Source organism: Bacillus sp. FSL K6-3176 (genome assembly GCF_038003325.1).
In the GTDB taxonomy this organism is placed as follows: domain Bacteria; phylum Bacillota; class Bacilli; order Bacillales; family Bacillaceae; genus Bacillus; species Bacillus altitudinis.
Window position 1 is genome coordinate 2,363,330 of the sequence record NZ_JBBOOX010000001.1, and the last position, 14,783, is coordinate 2,378,112.

Genomic DNA, 14,783 nt, shown 5'->3' on the forward strand with positions numbered 1-14,783 from the left:
ATATCCACCTTTACGGCAGCTTAATTTGTTTATTTTCCTTTGATTCCTTATAAAGGACAATCACATTTCCGATCGTTTGAACGAGTTCAGCTTTTGCACCTTTTACAAGTGCTTTTGCAACCTCTGTTTTGTCCTCGTCGCAGTTTTGCAATACGCTGACTTTCAAAAGTTCTCTTGCTTCAAGCGCCTCGGAAATTTGCTTGACCATATTGTCATTTACCCCGCCTTTTCCAACTTGAAAAATAGGTGATAAATGATGTGCTTGCGCACGTAAAAAACGTTTTTGCTTACCTTTTAACATGGTGTTCCTCCTAATTTCTCTATGACAATTGACTTCATTTTTCGGGCGTCAGGTGTAATGCCCGTCCACAGTTCAAAGGCTCTTACTGCCTGACCAACAAACATGCCGACGCCATCGACCGTTTTCAAACCTAACCCAGCTGCTTCGCTTAGCAGCTTTGTTTCTATTGGATTATACACAATATCACAAACGACCGCTGTTTTTTTTGCGTTCGCTAAAGAAATTGGGGTTTCTTCAACATTCGGATACATACCAATCGAGGTCGTATGGATGATGACATCATATTCCCCAAGCCGCTCTTCTGCTGTATTTAATGCAATGGCACGAGATGTGATTTTCCCACCGGCACTTTCAATTAAAGCCTCAGCTTTTTCAATGGTACGATTCGTAATGTCAAAGCTTTTCGGTGCATACTCAGCAATTGTCATATAAATCGCTCTTGCCGCTCCGCCAGCACCAATCATGAGAAATGACAGCTCTGATAACGGCCGATCCAAGGCTTCAAGCAACGAATGAAGAAAACCCTCTCCATCTGTATTGTACCCAACGAGTTGACCATTTTCGAGGCGAACCGTATTGACGGCACGCAGACGTTCAGCTGTCACATCAATTTTGTCAAGGTACTGCATGATGTCTACCTTGTGCGGAACAGTGACGTTAAAGCCGCTGATTCCTAAGGCTTTCATACCGTTAATGGCATCTTTCAGGTCATCATTTTCTACTTGAAAGCCATGATAATGTCCATCAATTCCAGCATCCTTTAATGCTGCATTATGAATATCCGGAGACATTGAATGGCCAACAGGGTTACCGATTACTCCGTATAAAGGTTTCAAGGTCTCTCCCCCTCTGAACATTTAAATTAACGAACGTCTCATAAACACGTGCACGCCTTTTGGCGCATACACTTTGATTTGTTTTCCAGCATCATTCGCAGTCACCCAGCCCAATCCTGAAAAGACAATGTCCATTTTTGGCTGATCGATGGTGAAAGTGTGCGGAACGAGCGGCGGGAAATCTTCCATCCCCTCTTTTGATGGCGGTGAAAGTAGTTCACCTGCATGCTTTTCATATAAGTCATCTGCATTCTCCATCTTCGTCCTATGAATGTTGAGTTCATTTGGCATATAGCAGACAAAGGATGTTCTGCCGCCTTTTACATAATCAAATCGAGCCAGTCCGCCAAAGTAAAGCGTTTGAGCTTCATTTAACTGGAACGTTCTCGGTTTCAATTCTTTTTTGGGCGTTAAAATCTTTAAGTCATTTTTGCCGACATAGTGCGCCATTTGATGGCGGTTGATGATCCCCGGTGTATCGAATAAAGCAGACCCGTCATCAAGCGGGATTTCAATCGCATCAAGTGTTGTCCCTGGGTATTGGGATGTGGTGATCACATTCTCTTCTCCAGACACCTCTTTGATAATGCGGTTAATAAATGTTGATTTCCCAACATTTGTACAGCCGACAACATAGACATTTCTACCCTCACGGTAATGATCAATGGCCTCCATGACCTCAGGCACACCTTGTCCTCTGCTCGCACTGATTAAAAACACATCGATCGGATTGAGCCCATTTTCTTTTGCTTCCCGCTTCATCCATTGAACAAGACGGTCTTTTTTCACGGATTTCGGTAAAATATCTACCTTGTTGCCGACAAGTAAAATGGGATTACCACCAACAATACGGCTCAGTCCATTAATCCAGCTTCCGTTAAAGTCAAAAATATCAACGACCTTGACGATCAGAGAATCAGTCTCGCCAATGCTGTGTAAAATATTTAAAAAGTCGTCTTCTGTTAAAGATACATCCTGAATTTCATTGTAGTTCTTTAACCTAAAACAGCGCTGACAGATCACATCTTCTTTCAATAGAGATGCTGCCGGCGCATATCCTAATTGATCTTTATCTTCCGTCTGAATGGCTACACCGCAGCCAATACAAACAACCTTTTCCATTATTACTCTTCCTCCCACTGAATGTGGCCCTTACGCTTTAAGGCTCCTAAAATTCTGCGTTCAATCTGCCTGTTAAACTTCGTGAAAAATCCGTCCGATGCCGCAACAGGTACAACCAAAATGGTATGGAAGCCATGCCTGTTTCCGCCAAGCACATCTGTCATAAGCTGATCGCCAATGACAACCACATCTTCTTTCTTCAATTGCATATCAGCGACGGCCTTATTAAAGGCTCTTCCCATCGGTTTTCTCGCTTTATAAATAAACGGGATATGAACCGGCTCAGAAAAAAGCTTGACCCTTTTTTCATTATTGTTCGATACAATCGTCACCTGTATCCCGTGATCTTTCATCTCTTGAAACCATTCAATTAAACGCGGGGTCGCACTTGGACGATCCCATTCTACTAGTGTGTTATCTAAATCCGTAATAATTCCTTTTACATTTCGTTCTTTTAGTTTTTGCGGCGAAATGTGGAAAATACTTTTCACAAATTCATCCGGTAAGAAATACTTCTTTAGCACAATTTGCACCCTTTCTTCCATTGGTTTTTCAGCGATTGTGTCGAATCAAATCACAATTTGTCTGTCTATCGAATACAATGAAAAAGTTTTCGACATATGATGAGGACCTTCAACAGGTGTGGATAATTTTACACACATTATCCACCTATATTTCATCACGCTTTCATTCAATTATAAACACTCTACCCACAAGTTATCCACTTAACCATGTGGATAACAGAACGATTGTTCTTGTTTCCCATTCATGGTAGATTAAAGGTACTTCAAAGACATTCGATCAACCTATGATGATATGTCTTTTCCTCAAGTTTTATGCCAACTTTTTCAGGGGAGGTGTTTTTCCCATCATATGGGTTTCTAGTATGAAAAAGCTGTCAGATGATTTACTTATAGAATCGTATTATAAAGCAAATGAAATGAACTTAAATCGCGACTTCATTGAATTAATTGAGACAGAAATGAAAAGACGTTCGCTCGGGCATATGCTCTCTGTTTCCTCTTAATTCCATATATCCAGGAACCATGCCTCCCGAGCACTCTCCTTTTTTAAACTCAGATGACTGATATTATATCACTTGCGCTATAGGCTTACTACTATTTTCCGTAAAAAACACCCCTTCTGATCAAAGAAGAGGTGTCTTATTTGCAAGGCTGTTCATTCCAAAACCATAACCCTCCACCTACGACCAAAATGACGACAAGGAACACAACAAGAAAAGCGTAACCGATTCCTGCTCCTTGAGCTGGATAAGGCGAACACGCAGGGTAAGGATAAGGACATCCCCACATATCAGTTACCTCCTTCTAGGAAGATATACTGTTAGACTATGCGAGATGGATCGTCTTGTTTAGGCAGATGGCCTGCTTTTAAAAATGTTTAATGACATCACGCTCTTTGATTTCGTTATAAATGATTCTTGCCCCTTTTGGTGTCATATGATTGCCAGAAGGGTCAATGAGGCCAGACTGAATCAAGGCGTTGTCACTATCTTCACCCGCTTCTCGGATGAACGCTTTCCAATTGTCGACAAGCGGCACTTGCTGTTTTTCAGCTACTTGTCTTGTGATGTCATTGTATGAGTTTTGCCAAGCTCTCGCCCCGCCTCTCTCAGCAAAATAAGATGACTTATATCTAGAATAATAATACAAGCCCTTTTTGCCTCCTTCCACCACAGGCACGCACGTCATGAGGATCGGGGTAATTCCCTCTTTCCTACTTTCAGAAATGAAGTAGGATAAGTTTTCTTTAAATCGTTTTTTGGTCACACGGGGATGTTTCCCGTCTAGAATCGCCGCATCATTTGTACCGAACATGATGAGGACGTAAGTTGGTTTTGGTTTTAAAATATCCTGCTCAAAGCGCAGCTTCGCATCTTCTGTTGTCTGCCCGCCAATCCCAGCATTCTGCACCTTGATTTGGCCGCGCTCGACATTTTTCATGAGATTCACCCATTTTTCAGATGTGGGATAATCTCGAAAATCCCAGTTCGATCCTCTTGTGTTACTGTCGCCAAATGCAATCACACTTTCCTGTGCTGGTTTTGAGCACCCAGCCGCAACACATAACAGGATGAAAAGGAAAACAAATTTCTTCACAACATTCACCTCCAAAAGCCCTCTTCATATAGTAAACGACAAGACTTTTGGTTTCAATGAATGACTGTTTCTTATTGTAATTGAACCGGCAGATAATCTCTGTCATGGTGCAGTAGTTCGCTTACTTTCACAAACTCATAGCCCCTTTTCTTTAGTTCAGGTACGACTTGTTTCAGCGCTTCTACTGTCTGCTTACGATTTCCTCCGCCATCATGTAAAAGGATGATATCACCGCCCTGAATATTCTCAATAATACGGCTGGCAATTTTGTGTGCACCTGGCCTTGACCAGTCCTTCGGATCTTGCGTAAAGGACCACATCACGACATCGTATCCTTGCTTAGAAAGAATGCGGAATGACTTCATCGTCAAGCGCCCGCCCGGAGGACGAAATAATAAGGGTCCGCCAGGCTGGAGAGAAGCGATATGAGCCGCTGATTCTTTTAATTCTCGCTTGATTTCTTTCGATGACAAAAGGTCAAAATACGTATGGTTCATCGTGTGATTGCCAAGCTCATTTCCTTCGCTCACAATCCGCTCTGCGAGGAGGGGATATGCATGAATACGGCTTCCGATGACAAAAAAGCTGGCATTCACTTCATGCTCTCTCAGTACATCTAGTATTTGATTTGTGTATACCGGATGAGGCCCATCGTCAAAGGTTAACGCAATCTTTTTCCGTTCCTCTCTCATGTCCCAAAAGGCTCGTCCCGTTTTTTCTAGGTCGATTCTTTTTAATGTACGCGCCTCTATGTTATCAGGAACAAAAGCGCATAATACCAATATACATAACAAGATATGCAACCCTTTCATCAGACCGCCTCCACAGAACATCATTACACATTAAATTGCCCGCTTTCTGATGAATTCATTCAAGTTTCGTGATCGTCTACGCTTCTTTTTCACATAAAAAAAGCCGGCCCATTAGGCCCGCTTTTTGTCTCACGTTTGGTTTCTCTCTTCAACTGTCGAACGTTGCTTAGAATTCATACAGACACTCTCCTTCTTGGATTTGATTTTGAGCCCATAGCAATTTTTGATAATACTGGTTGGATTTCTGGTATTGTTGAGAGGTTTCTAAGGCTGTCGCAATTTCTAGTGAGATATCCTCTATATAAGAGTATAGGCTAAGTTTTTCCAAATAATCAATGGTTTTTTGCAGTTGTTCTTCATTGATTTCCTGAACATATAAAGCATCCAGATACTCAAACATATGACAGAACAGCTGGTCTTCATGCTTCTTTGCGGCCAATTTCCCATCCTCTAATATGCGCCTTGCTTCAGTCTGCTCATTTTGTCTAAAAAGCAGCTTGGCCAGTGTATAAAGTGTATGAGGCAGCGTGGGAAGCAGCTCTTTTTTGGCGAGGTCTGCCGATTCGGTTAAATATCGTTCTGCTTCTTCTCGATAACCTAACTCCCCGTAACATTTCCCTAAATTATAGAGTGCTGAGCTATAAATGCGCGGGTGGTCAATTTCGGATGCGAGTTGTTTCGCCTTTTTCAAGTGAGGCAGTGCTCGATCTTTACGTTTTAAATCTTGATAATTTCCCGAGATGACAAAGAGGCACTGAATAATGCGAATGGAATATGCATCATGCTGATCGTATATTTCAAGCGCTTTTAAAATATGGTGCATGGAGACATGCGTTTGTTTCATTATATAGTAGGCTTCTGCTACTTTAAAATGAAACTCGGCCTGCTCAATATCATCAAATACCATAGATAGCTGTTTTTCTGCCATGCGATAATATTTGACGGCCTCCAAATATTCTTTTTGACTAAACTCATGCATGCCACGAAAAAATGCATGGTAATAATGCAGCATATCAGATAACTCATGATTGGAATTTTCGATTTTATCGACAAGGTTAGATACTGAGAAAGGTTGATATTTTGAAGGGTGTATATAGTCGAGCATAATTTGGTGCCGAAAACACATGAGCTGATAATAAATCAGTAAATGCTGGTCCTCTTCCATACGTTCAATTTCCGCTTCTACTTCCGCTTTCAAGATTTCCGCATCTGGAACACTGAACTGCCGTATCATTCGATACCATTCATTAATTTTCATACCGACATGTGAAGAAAGAACCTTCCCCATGTTCCGAAAAAACCCCTTCCTTTTCGGTCTAATATTACATATTTTAGCACGCTTCTAGACCGCCAAGCACCGCAAAGAAACCGCAAACATATGAGAGGTGCAGCAAAAACATACGCACAGAAGCACGTTTCTTTCAAATAAGATGATTTTTTCATCGTACAGACACAGACAATCCTTCCTTCACATACATTTGAGGATATAGGCAGCGGCCTAAACATGGTGGAGGTGAAAATCGTGGCAGGAGTATTTACAGCGATGGGATTGATGGTCAAAGAATTGGTGTTTTTAGTGTCCTATGTCAAAAACAATGCCTTTCCACAACCCCTTTCGGGAGATGATGAGAAAAAATACTTAGCCCTCATGGCAGAGGGCGATGAACACGCAAGAAACATGCTGATTGAACATAACCTTCGGCTCGTCGCCCATATTGTCAAGAAATTTGAAAATACCGGGGAAGACGCTGAAGACCTCATCTCCATCGGGACGATCGGACTCATTAAAGCCATCGAAAGCTATTCCTCTGGAAAAGGAACAAAGCTGGCAACTTATGCGGCGCGGTGTATTGAAAATGAAATTCTCATGCACTTACGCGCACTCAAAAAAACAAAAAAGGACGTCTCTCTGCATGACCCCATCGGTCAAGATAAAGAAGGCAACGAAATTTCATTAATTGACGTCTTAAAATCAGAAAATGAAGACGTGATTGATACCATTCAGCTCAACATGGAGCTTGAAAAAGTAAAAGAATATATCGACATTCTCGACGGCCGAGAAAAAGAAGTGATCGTCGGCCGATTCGGTTTGGACTTAAAGAAAGAGAAAACGCAGCGAGAAATAGCCAAGGAGCTCGGGATATCGCGGAGCTATGTGTCACGGATAGAGAAACGCGCGCTGATGAAGATGTTTCATGAGTTTTACCGGGCGGAGAAGGAGAAACGGAAGCGGGAGAAGGGGAAGTGATTTGAATTTTGTAAAAGAACCCTTCATGTTAGTGTGATAAAAAACAGACCATATGAGGTCTGTTTTTTATTTTTGCTCTATACTACTTTCCATCTGAATTTGGTTATAAGAATAGTTTCTAATCAATTGCCAATTAAATATCTAATTTATTTTCTAGTTTATACGCTTGATAAGCTTTATAACAAACTGCATCTAAGACTCTAAATCAGCTATATTTTAGAGATTATAAACCTGATTATGATACATTGAAAAAATGGCTAATTATTTTAATCAGTTGAGGAGATGTAGAAAAAGATATTAAACCCTGAAACAAAACTTTTCTTTAAAGATATAAAAGATGCAACCGATGATAAGATTGAGGAATTGTTTCAGTTTTGGTTGAATCTGATGTTTCCAAAATTAAGAGTATCAGACTTGTATTAGATTCACCATTCGACGAACATTTAAATAATGTTGCCGAAAAAAAGAATTAACAGTTGATTTAAAATAAATGCTCATTAAGAGTATTTATTTTTTACCCACATTCAGAACATACGTTCTTATTTTAAAGGAGTTGCTTAAGTTGGAACGCATTTTGCCAAAAAACACAACACACTTAGATGACTGGATCGAAGCATTCTATCATCAAATCAACATTAAAAATCCATCAGAACTTGATCTATTAGACATCGCCTACCGCTCCAATTTAAAAGTCGAATTCTTAAACATCAGCAGCCGGTACTATGCTGGAACTATTATCATTGATAATCGCCTTAGCCCTCAAGAACAGTGGCAAGATTTTGGTCATGAACTTTGTCATGCGCTTAGACATGAAGGAAATCAATTAATCATGCCCCCACTGTTTAGAGAGCTGCAGGAAATGCAGGCGAAGCGTTTTGCATATAAGTTTTGTATTCCCACTTTTATGCTTAGAAAAATAAAAGCTATTCAACCATATAATAATTTCACAAATGAAATAGCATCTCTTTTCAATGTTACATATAAATTCGCTACCGAACGCTTTGTGACTTTAAACCCATGCTATAAGTCATGAATTATTTCGTCTAATTTTGTCGAAAATCATCACTTCAACATTTTTTGTATTATAATGTTTCCTGTATTACTAAAATGTGTATATAGAAGGGTGTAGACAAATGAAAAAAGCTAAACTAATTTTATTCTTATGCTTTATGGCAGTTCTAACTGCTTGTGGTAACACTAACAGCTCAACTGAGCCGGCAAAAAAAGAAGAAACGAGTAAAGAGGCTTCAAAAGAATCAACACAAAAAGAGAATAAACCAACATCAGGACTTCTAACCAAAATTGGCCAATGGGATAAAGATAAAAATGGTTCAACACTAACTTTGAAAAAGATAAATAACAAACAAAAAGAAATAGATTTAAGTCCTATTAAGATGAAAATACACGATGTTAAAGTATTTGAATACAGTAATTTAGGTGAACAAGATAAAGAGCTTCTTTCTTATAATAATTTTGAAAAAGATAAATATCATAGAATACAAATCACTTATACGACTGAAAACACTTCCGATAAAGATGTTTTGTTTTCTGGTGTTGATGTTATTACCACTAATACAAAGAAACAAATCGAAGTCTATAAGACTAATTTGACTACGGATACAGGTGTTGGTTCTTTGTATGGTAAAGTCGAAAATGAAGGTATGGTTGTAGTTCCTTTACTGGTAGATGATGTTTCGGATTTGAGTTCAATCACACTTCACTTAAGTGATGTTTATCTAAATGACGAACCTGAATTATTGCATGATGGGGCAAAAGTGAAATTCGATTTTTAAATTCTGCACTCCCCTCTTGACATTAATAATGAAATCCTTATGCATTTACGCGCACTCAAAAAAACAAAAAAGGACGTCTCTTTGCATGACCCCATCGGTCAGGATAAAGAAGGAAATGAAATTTCATTAATTGACGTCTTAAAATCAGAAAATGAAGACGTGATCGATACCATTCAGCTCAACATGGAGCTTGAAAAAGTAAAAGAATATATCGACATTCTCGACGGCCGGGAAAAAGAAGTCATCGTCGGCCGATTCGGTTTGGACTTAAAGAAAGAGAAAACGCAGCGGGAAATAGCCAAGGAGCTCGGCATATCAAGGAGTTATGTATCTCGGATAGAGAAACGCGCGCTGATGAAGATGTTTCATGAGTTTTACCGGGCGGAGAAGGAGAAACGGAAGCGGGAGAAGGGGAAGTGATTTGAAAGATATAAAAAAATCCATTCATTTTGGGTTGATAAAAAAACAGACCACATTAGGTCTGTTTTTTATTTTGACCATTCTTTGTTTCTTATATAAGACTGACCCTTATTAGATTTAAAAATACTCTAAAGGCTAAGAAATATCTGTTCACTCCATTGACTTCAATATCCCGTTTTCTTTTAAAAAACGCTCAAACAACTGATTTCCTTCATCTTCAATTTTGTCATCTTCAATGGAATACTCCCCAATCAACAGCCCTAAATCTTCATATTTTTCATAATGCTTTAAAAGCGTGATCCCATACCATGTATGATCAAAAAATAATAGCCATTTTCCTGTGTCTAAACTCTTAAAAAACATCCCTTCAATATCAACACCCTGTTCATAATAGCCAACATGTAGGTGCATCGTATCGTCTAAACTATGCATTTCATCCCCCTTAACACGTGTCTATCTGGTTCCCTCGTAAAAAATTTATAGATTTTGCTGAAAATCAATCGTCCTCAACTCCACCCATTCAACACTATCAGGTATCGATTTTGTTTTTAGAAAATGTTGAACGATTTCATAGGCTTGATGTCGATCGACGTAGCTGCATGAAGGTACATACAATGGTGCGCCTGCAACGACATGCTTGATTGTTTCTATCTTCTCTTCTTTTTTAAAAGGAACCAAAAAACCTGGATATCTCATAAGAAAAAAGCCATAAGGTTCATGATAAAAGAAAACAAGACTTTCCGTTTCCCAATCTTCATCCACTTCAATAGAAGATTCTCCATTCCCTTGTTTCCAATAGTCTTCATCCTTATGGAAGAAGATTTCTTTCATCCATTCTTCTCCCGGATTTTCCACTGGAGCACCGGTTGGTCCATAATACAAAAACATTCCATTCTCTCCTTCGACAACTATTGATTTCTCGTTCTCTTTCCTTCAAATGTGTAAAATGGATAAGTAAATGATGATTTATTCTGAAAGAATGCTTCTTAAATTCAATATTTTTTAATAGACCATTCATATTCAATTACTAAACTCCATTAATCTAAATTCTCCTTATTATGTTTCAACTCTTTATAAATAAATTAAATAAGTTTAAAGTTTTCATTTAACCAACTATAAAAATCTTAAACTCCTATGAAAAAACTTTAATTCTTTACTTTCAGACCGATTATAAAATTAAAGATACATTATCAATATTAAACAATATTTTTATTCTGAACAAAGGGGAATGACATGTACGATTTTTTCTTATTTATATTTTTTGTTAGCCTTATTTCCATAATAATTATTATTATATTGACCCTCATTGAAAGGACCAAAGAAAAAAATGAATTTGAAAAATTAAGCAAATCAGGAATCGATCAAATAGATGCTATGACAGGAAGAGAATTTGAAATCTATTTAAGCGTTCTATTTAGGAACCTAGGTTATAAAGTAAAATTAACTAAAGCTTCTGGTGACTACGGTGCTGATCTAATCTTGAAAAAATCTGGTTTGAGTATTGTAGTTCAAGCTAAAAGGTATAAAAAAAAAGTGGGGGTGAAATCTGTACAAGAAATCACTTCAGCAAGGTTTTATTATTCATCTGAATCATCATGGGTAGTTACTAATAATTATTTTACATCTCCAGCAATCGAATTAGCTGAAAAAACAGATGTTAAATTATTTGATAGAGATGATCTTGTTAACTTAATTTTAAAGTCAAAAGAATCAAACGAAAAAATAATTATTACCTATTGAATATTAACTAGATTAACTCTAAGAGGCATATATAATGGATCTAATTACTTCTTAAACAGAAAACAATTTCTATGTTCCGAAATTGTTTTCTCAATTAATTATCAATAAATTATTTTTTCTGTTCTTCCTTCCACTGCTCAAGCTCAGACACCGTCAATAATTGATATCCTTGTTTGGTGAGTTCTTTGATAATCGTGACGGCTGCGTTTGCTGAGGTGTCATAGATGTCGTGCATTAAGACCGTTTCACCGCTAGATGCATGGGCTAGAATGTAGTCCGCGACGTATTGGCTGTTTCGATATTTCCAGTCTTCAGGATCCACATCCCAAAGGGTCACTTTCATGTGAAGAGCTTCGTTGATTTGCCCGTTTGTCCCGCCATATGGCGGTCTAAAATGAGTCGGTGTGAACCCGCTCGCTTTTTCAATGATTTGTTGCGTGTCTTCTACTTGTTTGACCGCTTGTTTTAAGGGAAGTCTTGTGAGCAAAGGGTGGTTATAGGAGTGGTTTCCAATTTCATTTCCACCCTTTCTGATTTCACTTAACATATCGGGATAATACTGAACCCTGCTGCCTAATACAAAAAATGTAGCATGTCCTTTGTTCTCTTTTAATGCTGTTAAAATTTTTGAGGTCGTTGATGGATTGGGCCCATCATCAAATGTGAGTGCAATGGCTTTTTGATTTGGATGAAATGTGGATGGTTTTGGCAATTTCACAATCTTTCTTGTTGGAATCGGTTCTTTTTTCTCGTTTTTGTTCAATTCTTTCTTAATATATTCAGGTTTTAATATTCCTTTCAGCAGTGTTTTCTTAATCGCTAACACTTGAGGGCCTTGATGATTTGGAGCGATTTGTCCTCTTGGAAAGTAGAATTCAATAAAACGATCTTTGATGGCAAAATACTGATAGTTCTTCGCCTCAGGAGACGTTCCCCGTTTGAGCAGCGGCTGATTTTCAGCTAGCGTTCGATCTTTTTTTAATTCCTCAAAAGTCATATGAGATAATTTTTGAAAATTATCCTTCTTTGATAGAAAGATATCGTTGATTGATAAAAATGTCTGTTTCTTGAAATCAAAGTTCATCACCTTCGTTTGATTGACGCCTTGCTTTCCGCCCTTCACTTCATATGTATTGAATCTGATTGCGACGGTTTGCTTGGCATAATGAATGATCTCATAATCGATGTTTAACTCGTATCGTTTCTCTTCATTGACATCACTCGCTTGACTAAACGATGTTTTAAACTTTTCTAACGCGGTCTCTGCAAATCTTTTGATCTCCTGATCTAGTTTTTCTTGATGAAACAGCGGATAGTTGACAGCATATCTCATGAATTTCCCGTCATTCACAAGTGTGACAATTTCAACTTGTTTGTAGCTCGCATCTTGTTCTACTTTTTTTCTCTCTGTCCCGCTTGCCTGCTGGTTATGATAAAACGCAGCGATACCGATGACGATTGCAAGTCCACATAGGACGAGGCTGATCTTCCCTTTCGTTGACACAATGATTCTCCTCTCGTGATGCCGTCCTGTCTGGATGACGTGTGTTTGTAGGATAGACTTTTCGCAGCCCCTTTTTAGTTTGCAAAAAACACACTTGTCACATTTTCGACATATTTTACGAGAGACATATAAAAAGGGCTTGATCGCTTAGCCCTTATTTTTGCATATACAGTTGGAATAACTTTGTTTCTTCATCAATAGAGCGAGCCTGGTCAAAAGCTGCTCTGACTGTTTTTGAGTTGTTCACCAGCTCATACAGCATGGTGAGAACAAAAATAAATGACGCATTTCCATCAATGTAGTCATCGGGCGCTGTATAGGAGATCGCCCCTGTTTCTAAAAAAGCTTCTGCCACCTTTTTTTCACCTAGTGTACAGCCTGTACATATAATGTGGACTCCATTTAACGAAGCATACCGCTTTATGTCATCCGCACTAAAAGCAGCACCTCTCGGCTCACCCTCTTCGTATACATCTTCTCCTAACTCCGGCATGAGAAACGCTCCTTCTTCTCCGTGAAAGGATAAAAGAATGAAATCCGTCTTGCCTCTATTCCTCCCGGATAATACATCAATCAGGTCATTCGGTCTGCCTATCCAATGCATATCGACTTTTGCGCCAAAGTTTTCAAGTGCTGCACGAAGCGCAAAGGATTCCAGCTCACTATTTGGTCCGGCTGCCAATGTGATGCGCATGACTGGCTGGCTCATTTATATCCCCTCCAAACGATGATAAACATAGCACCATTTTTTCCTCATCTACATATGCACCATTTATTTTTAGTGCTTTTTCTTCTACCGCATACGACTTAAATCCAACAGACTTGTAAAGATGTTTGGCTGGGTCGTTTGTTGTGACCACTGTTAAATATAGTTGTTCGATGTCTTTTTTTTCGCGTGCAAAAGAAAGTACTTTTGTCAGAAGTGCCTTCCCCATTCCTTTTCCGCGTCCATTAGCCGTGACATACATCGCTACCACATTGGCACGGTGCTTTAATTTCTGCAAGGTTTCTTGTATGAGTGTAACCGAGCCGACCAGCTGACCTTGATGAAAGGCACCGAATGTCCACATAGATTGTGTAGAGGCAAAACGAGCCTTATATTTATTCTTCGTATCTAGCTTCTCTTCCTCGTAACTCATAGCAAAACTCTCTGGATTTAATCGGAGTGCTTCTAATCTCAAGTTCGCATATTCTTGAGCATCTTCTGGTGTTAACAATCGAATATTCAGAAAATCGCCTCCATCAGAATGAATTGATACTTCCAATTTTATCTTGAAAGGCGCTTTTGATCAAAGAATATTGGTTCATTTACATATAGCACATTTCTTATAGACTTTTAGGCTCTCTTTCGTTTTTGTGAAAACAAGGTCATTTTGATCATGTTCACTTGATATTTCCTATCCAAAACGATTCTTTTCTCACTTATCTTTTCACTTATTTTATATTAACCTATAACTAATTCATGAAAAAAAAGAAAAAAAAGGATTGATATGAACAAAAACATATCATAAGATAGAATAGTAATAAAAAGACAAAAAAGGGAGGAATTTGATATGACAGAAACAAGAAATGAAATCAAACTACATGTTCTTTTTGGTGCTTTAGCAGTAGGATTCCTTATGCTAGCTCTTTTTTCCTTCTCGCTACAAGTACTGCCAGTTGCTGATCTAGCAAAAGAATTTGGTATTCCAGGCAGTGTTGCCGCTGTAGTTCTTAATGTGGTTGAAGCGGGTGGAGCTGTCACTACAATTGTCTCCATTTTAACTGCTGTAGGTTCAGGCGGTCTTTCTCTTATTGCTGCGGCTGGTAAAGAGACAATTCGTCAATACCTTAAAAACGAAATTAAGAAAAAAGGCCGTAAAGCCGTTATCGCTTGGTAATTTATTT

Annotated in this window: 19 protein-coding genes and 1 pseudogene; 7 read left to right on the forward strand and 13 right to left on the reverse strand. The window is 38.7% G+C overall.

The genetic code is table 11. The features are described from left to right. Window positions 1-10: 10 nt before the first annotated feature. From yhbY to MHB38_RS12300, 4 genes are read right to left on the reverse strand one after another with little or no spacing between them, the layout of a single operon-like run. Window positions 11-301, reverse strand: coding sequence for a ribosome assembly RNA-binding protein YhbY (yhbY, locus tag MHB38_RS12285; protein ID WP_008342507.1), 291 nt, complete (start codon window positions 299-301; stop codon window positions 11-13). Continuing rightward, window positions 295-1,137 carry a shikimate dehydrogenase gene (gene aroE / locus MHB38_RS12290; protein ID WP_035702719.1) on the reverse strand — a complete coding sequence of 281 codons (843 nt, stop codon included), beginning with the start codon at window positions 1,135-1,137 and terminating at the stop codon, window positions 295-297. The genes yhbY and aroE overlap by 7 nt, the downstream gene beginning before the upstream one ends. 21 nt (window positions 1,138-1,158) lie before the next feature. Next, the gene (gene yqeH / locus MHB38_RS12295) at window positions 1,159-2,259 is read right to left on the reverse strand and encodes a ribosome biogenesis GTPase YqeH (RefSeq protein WP_007501357.1); all 1,101 of its coding nucleotides are present in this window, start codon (window positions 2,257-2,259) and stop codon (window positions 1,159-1,161) included. Window positions 2,260-2,261: 2 nt separating this feature from the next. After that, entirely contained in the window at window positions 2,262-2,783 is a 522-nt protein-coding gene (locus MHB38_RS12300) for a YqeG family HAD IIIA-type phosphatase (RefSeq protein WP_008356191.1), read from the reverse strand. Window positions 2,784-3,145: 362 nt separating this feature from the next. Between MHB38_RS12300 and MHB38_RS12305 the strand changes: the two genes are divergently transcribed. Beyond that, complete coding sequence (locus MHB38_RS12305) at window positions 3,146-3,286, forward strand: sporulation histidine kinase inhibitor Sda (protein ID WP_003217327.1); 141 nt, start codon at window positions 3,146-3,148, stop codon at window positions 3,284-3,286. A gap of 136 nt (window positions 3,287-3,422) precedes the next feature. On the opposite strand, the gene MHB38_RS12310 is transcribed toward MHB38_RS12305, so the two are convergent. The 4 genes from MHB38_RS12310 to MHB38_RS12325 all read right to left on the reverse strand — a co-directional run bounded on the left by MHB38_RS12310 (window position 3,423) and on the right by MHB38_RS12325 (window position 6,479). Continuing rightward, window positions 3,423-3,572 (reverse strand): hypothetical protein, encoded by a 150-nt coding sequence (locus tag MHB38_RS12310; protein ID WP_003217499.1) that lies wholly within the window; start codon window positions 3,570-3,572, stop codon window positions 3,423-3,425. 78 nt (window positions 3,573-3,650) lie between these two features. Beyond that, window positions 3,651-4,379: an SGNH/GDSL hydrolase family protein gene (locus tag MHB38_RS12315; protein WP_230677074.1), complete on the reverse strand. Its 729-nt coding sequence runs from the start codon at window positions 4,377-4,379 to the stop codon at window positions 3,651-3,653. Window positions 4,380-4,450: 71 nt separating this feature from the next. Further along, a complete protein-coding gene (locus tag MHB38_RS12320; protein WP_048003096.1) occupies window positions 4,451-5,191 on the reverse strand; it encodes a polysaccharide deacetylase family protein in 741 nt (246 codons plus the stop codon). Between the two features lie 166 nt (window positions 5,192-5,357). Continuing rightward, window positions 5,358-6,479 (reverse strand): response regulator aspartate phosphatase, encoded by a 1,122-nt coding sequence (locus MHB38_RS12325; protein WP_007501361.1) that lies wholly within the window; start codon window positions 6,477-6,479, stop codon window positions 5,358-5,360. Window positions 6,480-6,710: 231 nt separating this feature from the next. Between MHB38_RS12325 and sigK the strand changes: the two genes are divergently transcribed. The 4 genes and pseudogenes from sigK to MHB38_RS12345 all read left to right on the forward strand — a co-directional run. Continuing rightward, a complete protein-coding gene (sigK, locus tag MHB38_RS12330; protein ID WP_058014952.1) occupies window positions 6,711-7,439 on the forward strand; it encodes an RNA polymerase sporulation sigma factor SigK in 729 nt (242 codons plus the stop codon). Between the two features lie 562 nt (window positions 7,440-8,001). After that, window positions 8,002-8,472 (forward strand): ImmA/IrrE family metallo-endopeptidase, encoded by a 471-nt coding sequence (locus MHB38_RS12335; protein WP_048003095.1) that lies wholly within the window; start codon window positions 8,002-8,004, stop codon window positions 8,470-8,472. 100 nt (window positions 8,473-8,572) lie between these two features. After that, complete coding sequence (locus tag MHB38_RS12340) at window positions 8,573-9,232, forward strand: hypothetical protein (RefSeq protein WP_048003094.1); 660 nt, start codon at window positions 8,573-8,575, stop codon at window positions 9,230-9,232. 21 nt (window positions 9,233-9,253) lie between these two features. Continuing rightward, a pseudogene (locus MHB38_RS12345) lies at window positions 9,254-9,652 on the forward strand (sigma-70 family RNA polymerase sigma factor); the annotation flags it as partial. Between the two features lie 150 nt (window positions 9,653-9,802). Here the strand turns inward: MHB38_RS12345 and MHB38_RS12350 are convergent. Both MHB38_RS12350 and MHB38_RS12355 read right to left on the reverse strand, forming a co-directional pair. Further along, a complete protein-coding gene (locus MHB38_RS12350) occupies window positions 9,803-10,084 on the reverse strand; it encodes a DUF3986 family protein (RefSeq protein ID WP_048003093.1) in 282 nt (93 codons plus the stop codon). Window positions 10,085-10,129: 45 nt separating this feature from the next. Beyond that, on the reverse strand, window positions 10,130-10,540 hold the full coding sequence (locus tag MHB38_RS12355; protein ID WP_048003092.1) for an Imm1 family immunity protein: 411 nt from the start codon (window positions 10,538-10,540) through the stop codon (window positions 10,130-10,132). A gap of 345 nt (window positions 10,541-10,885) precedes the next feature. Here MHB38_RS12355 and MHB38_RS12360 point away from each other — a divergent pair, with 345 nt between their 5' ends. Next, window positions 10,886-11,392, forward strand: a complete 507-nt coding sequence (locus tag MHB38_RS12360) for a restriction endonuclease (RefSeq protein WP_048003091.1) — start codon at window positions 10,886-10,888, stop codon at window positions 11,390-11,392. Between the two features lie 109 nt (window positions 11,393-11,501). On the opposite strand, the gene MHB38_RS12365 is transcribed toward MHB38_RS12360, so the two are convergent. From MHB38_RS12365 to MHB38_RS12375, 3 genes are all read right to left on the reverse strand, one after another. Continuing rightward, the gene (locus tag MHB38_RS12365; RefSeq protein ID WP_135226683.1) at window positions 11,502-12,896 is read right to left on the reverse strand and encodes a polysaccharide deacetylase family protein; all 1,395 of its coding nucleotides are present in this window, start codon (window positions 12,894-12,896) and stop codon (window positions 11,502-11,504) included. A gap of 154 nt (window positions 12,897-13,050) precedes the next feature. Continuing rightward, window positions 13,051-13,605, reverse strand: coding sequence for a hypothetical protein (locus MHB38_RS12370; protein ID WP_019743199.1), 555 nt, complete (start codon window positions 13,603-13,605; stop codon window positions 13,051-13,053). Then, window positions 13,559-14,161: a GNAT family N-acetyltransferase gene (locus MHB38_RS12375; protein ID WP_412093603.1), complete on the reverse strand. Its 603-nt coding sequence runs from the start codon at window positions 14,159-14,161 to the stop codon at window positions 13,559-13,561. Before MHB38_RS12375 ends, MHB38_RS12370 begins: the two co-directional genes overlap by 47 nt. 288 nt (window positions 14,162-14,449) lie before the next feature. Between MHB38_RS12375 and MHB38_RS12380 the strand changes: the two genes are divergently transcribed. After that, window positions 14,450-14,776: an uberolysin/carnocyclin family circular bacteriocin gene (locus MHB38_RS12380; RefSeq protein WP_017358050.1), complete on the forward strand. Its 327-nt coding sequence runs from the start codon at window positions 14,450-14,452 to the stop codon at window positions 14,774-14,776. Window positions 14,777-14,783: the final 7 nt, after the last annotated feature.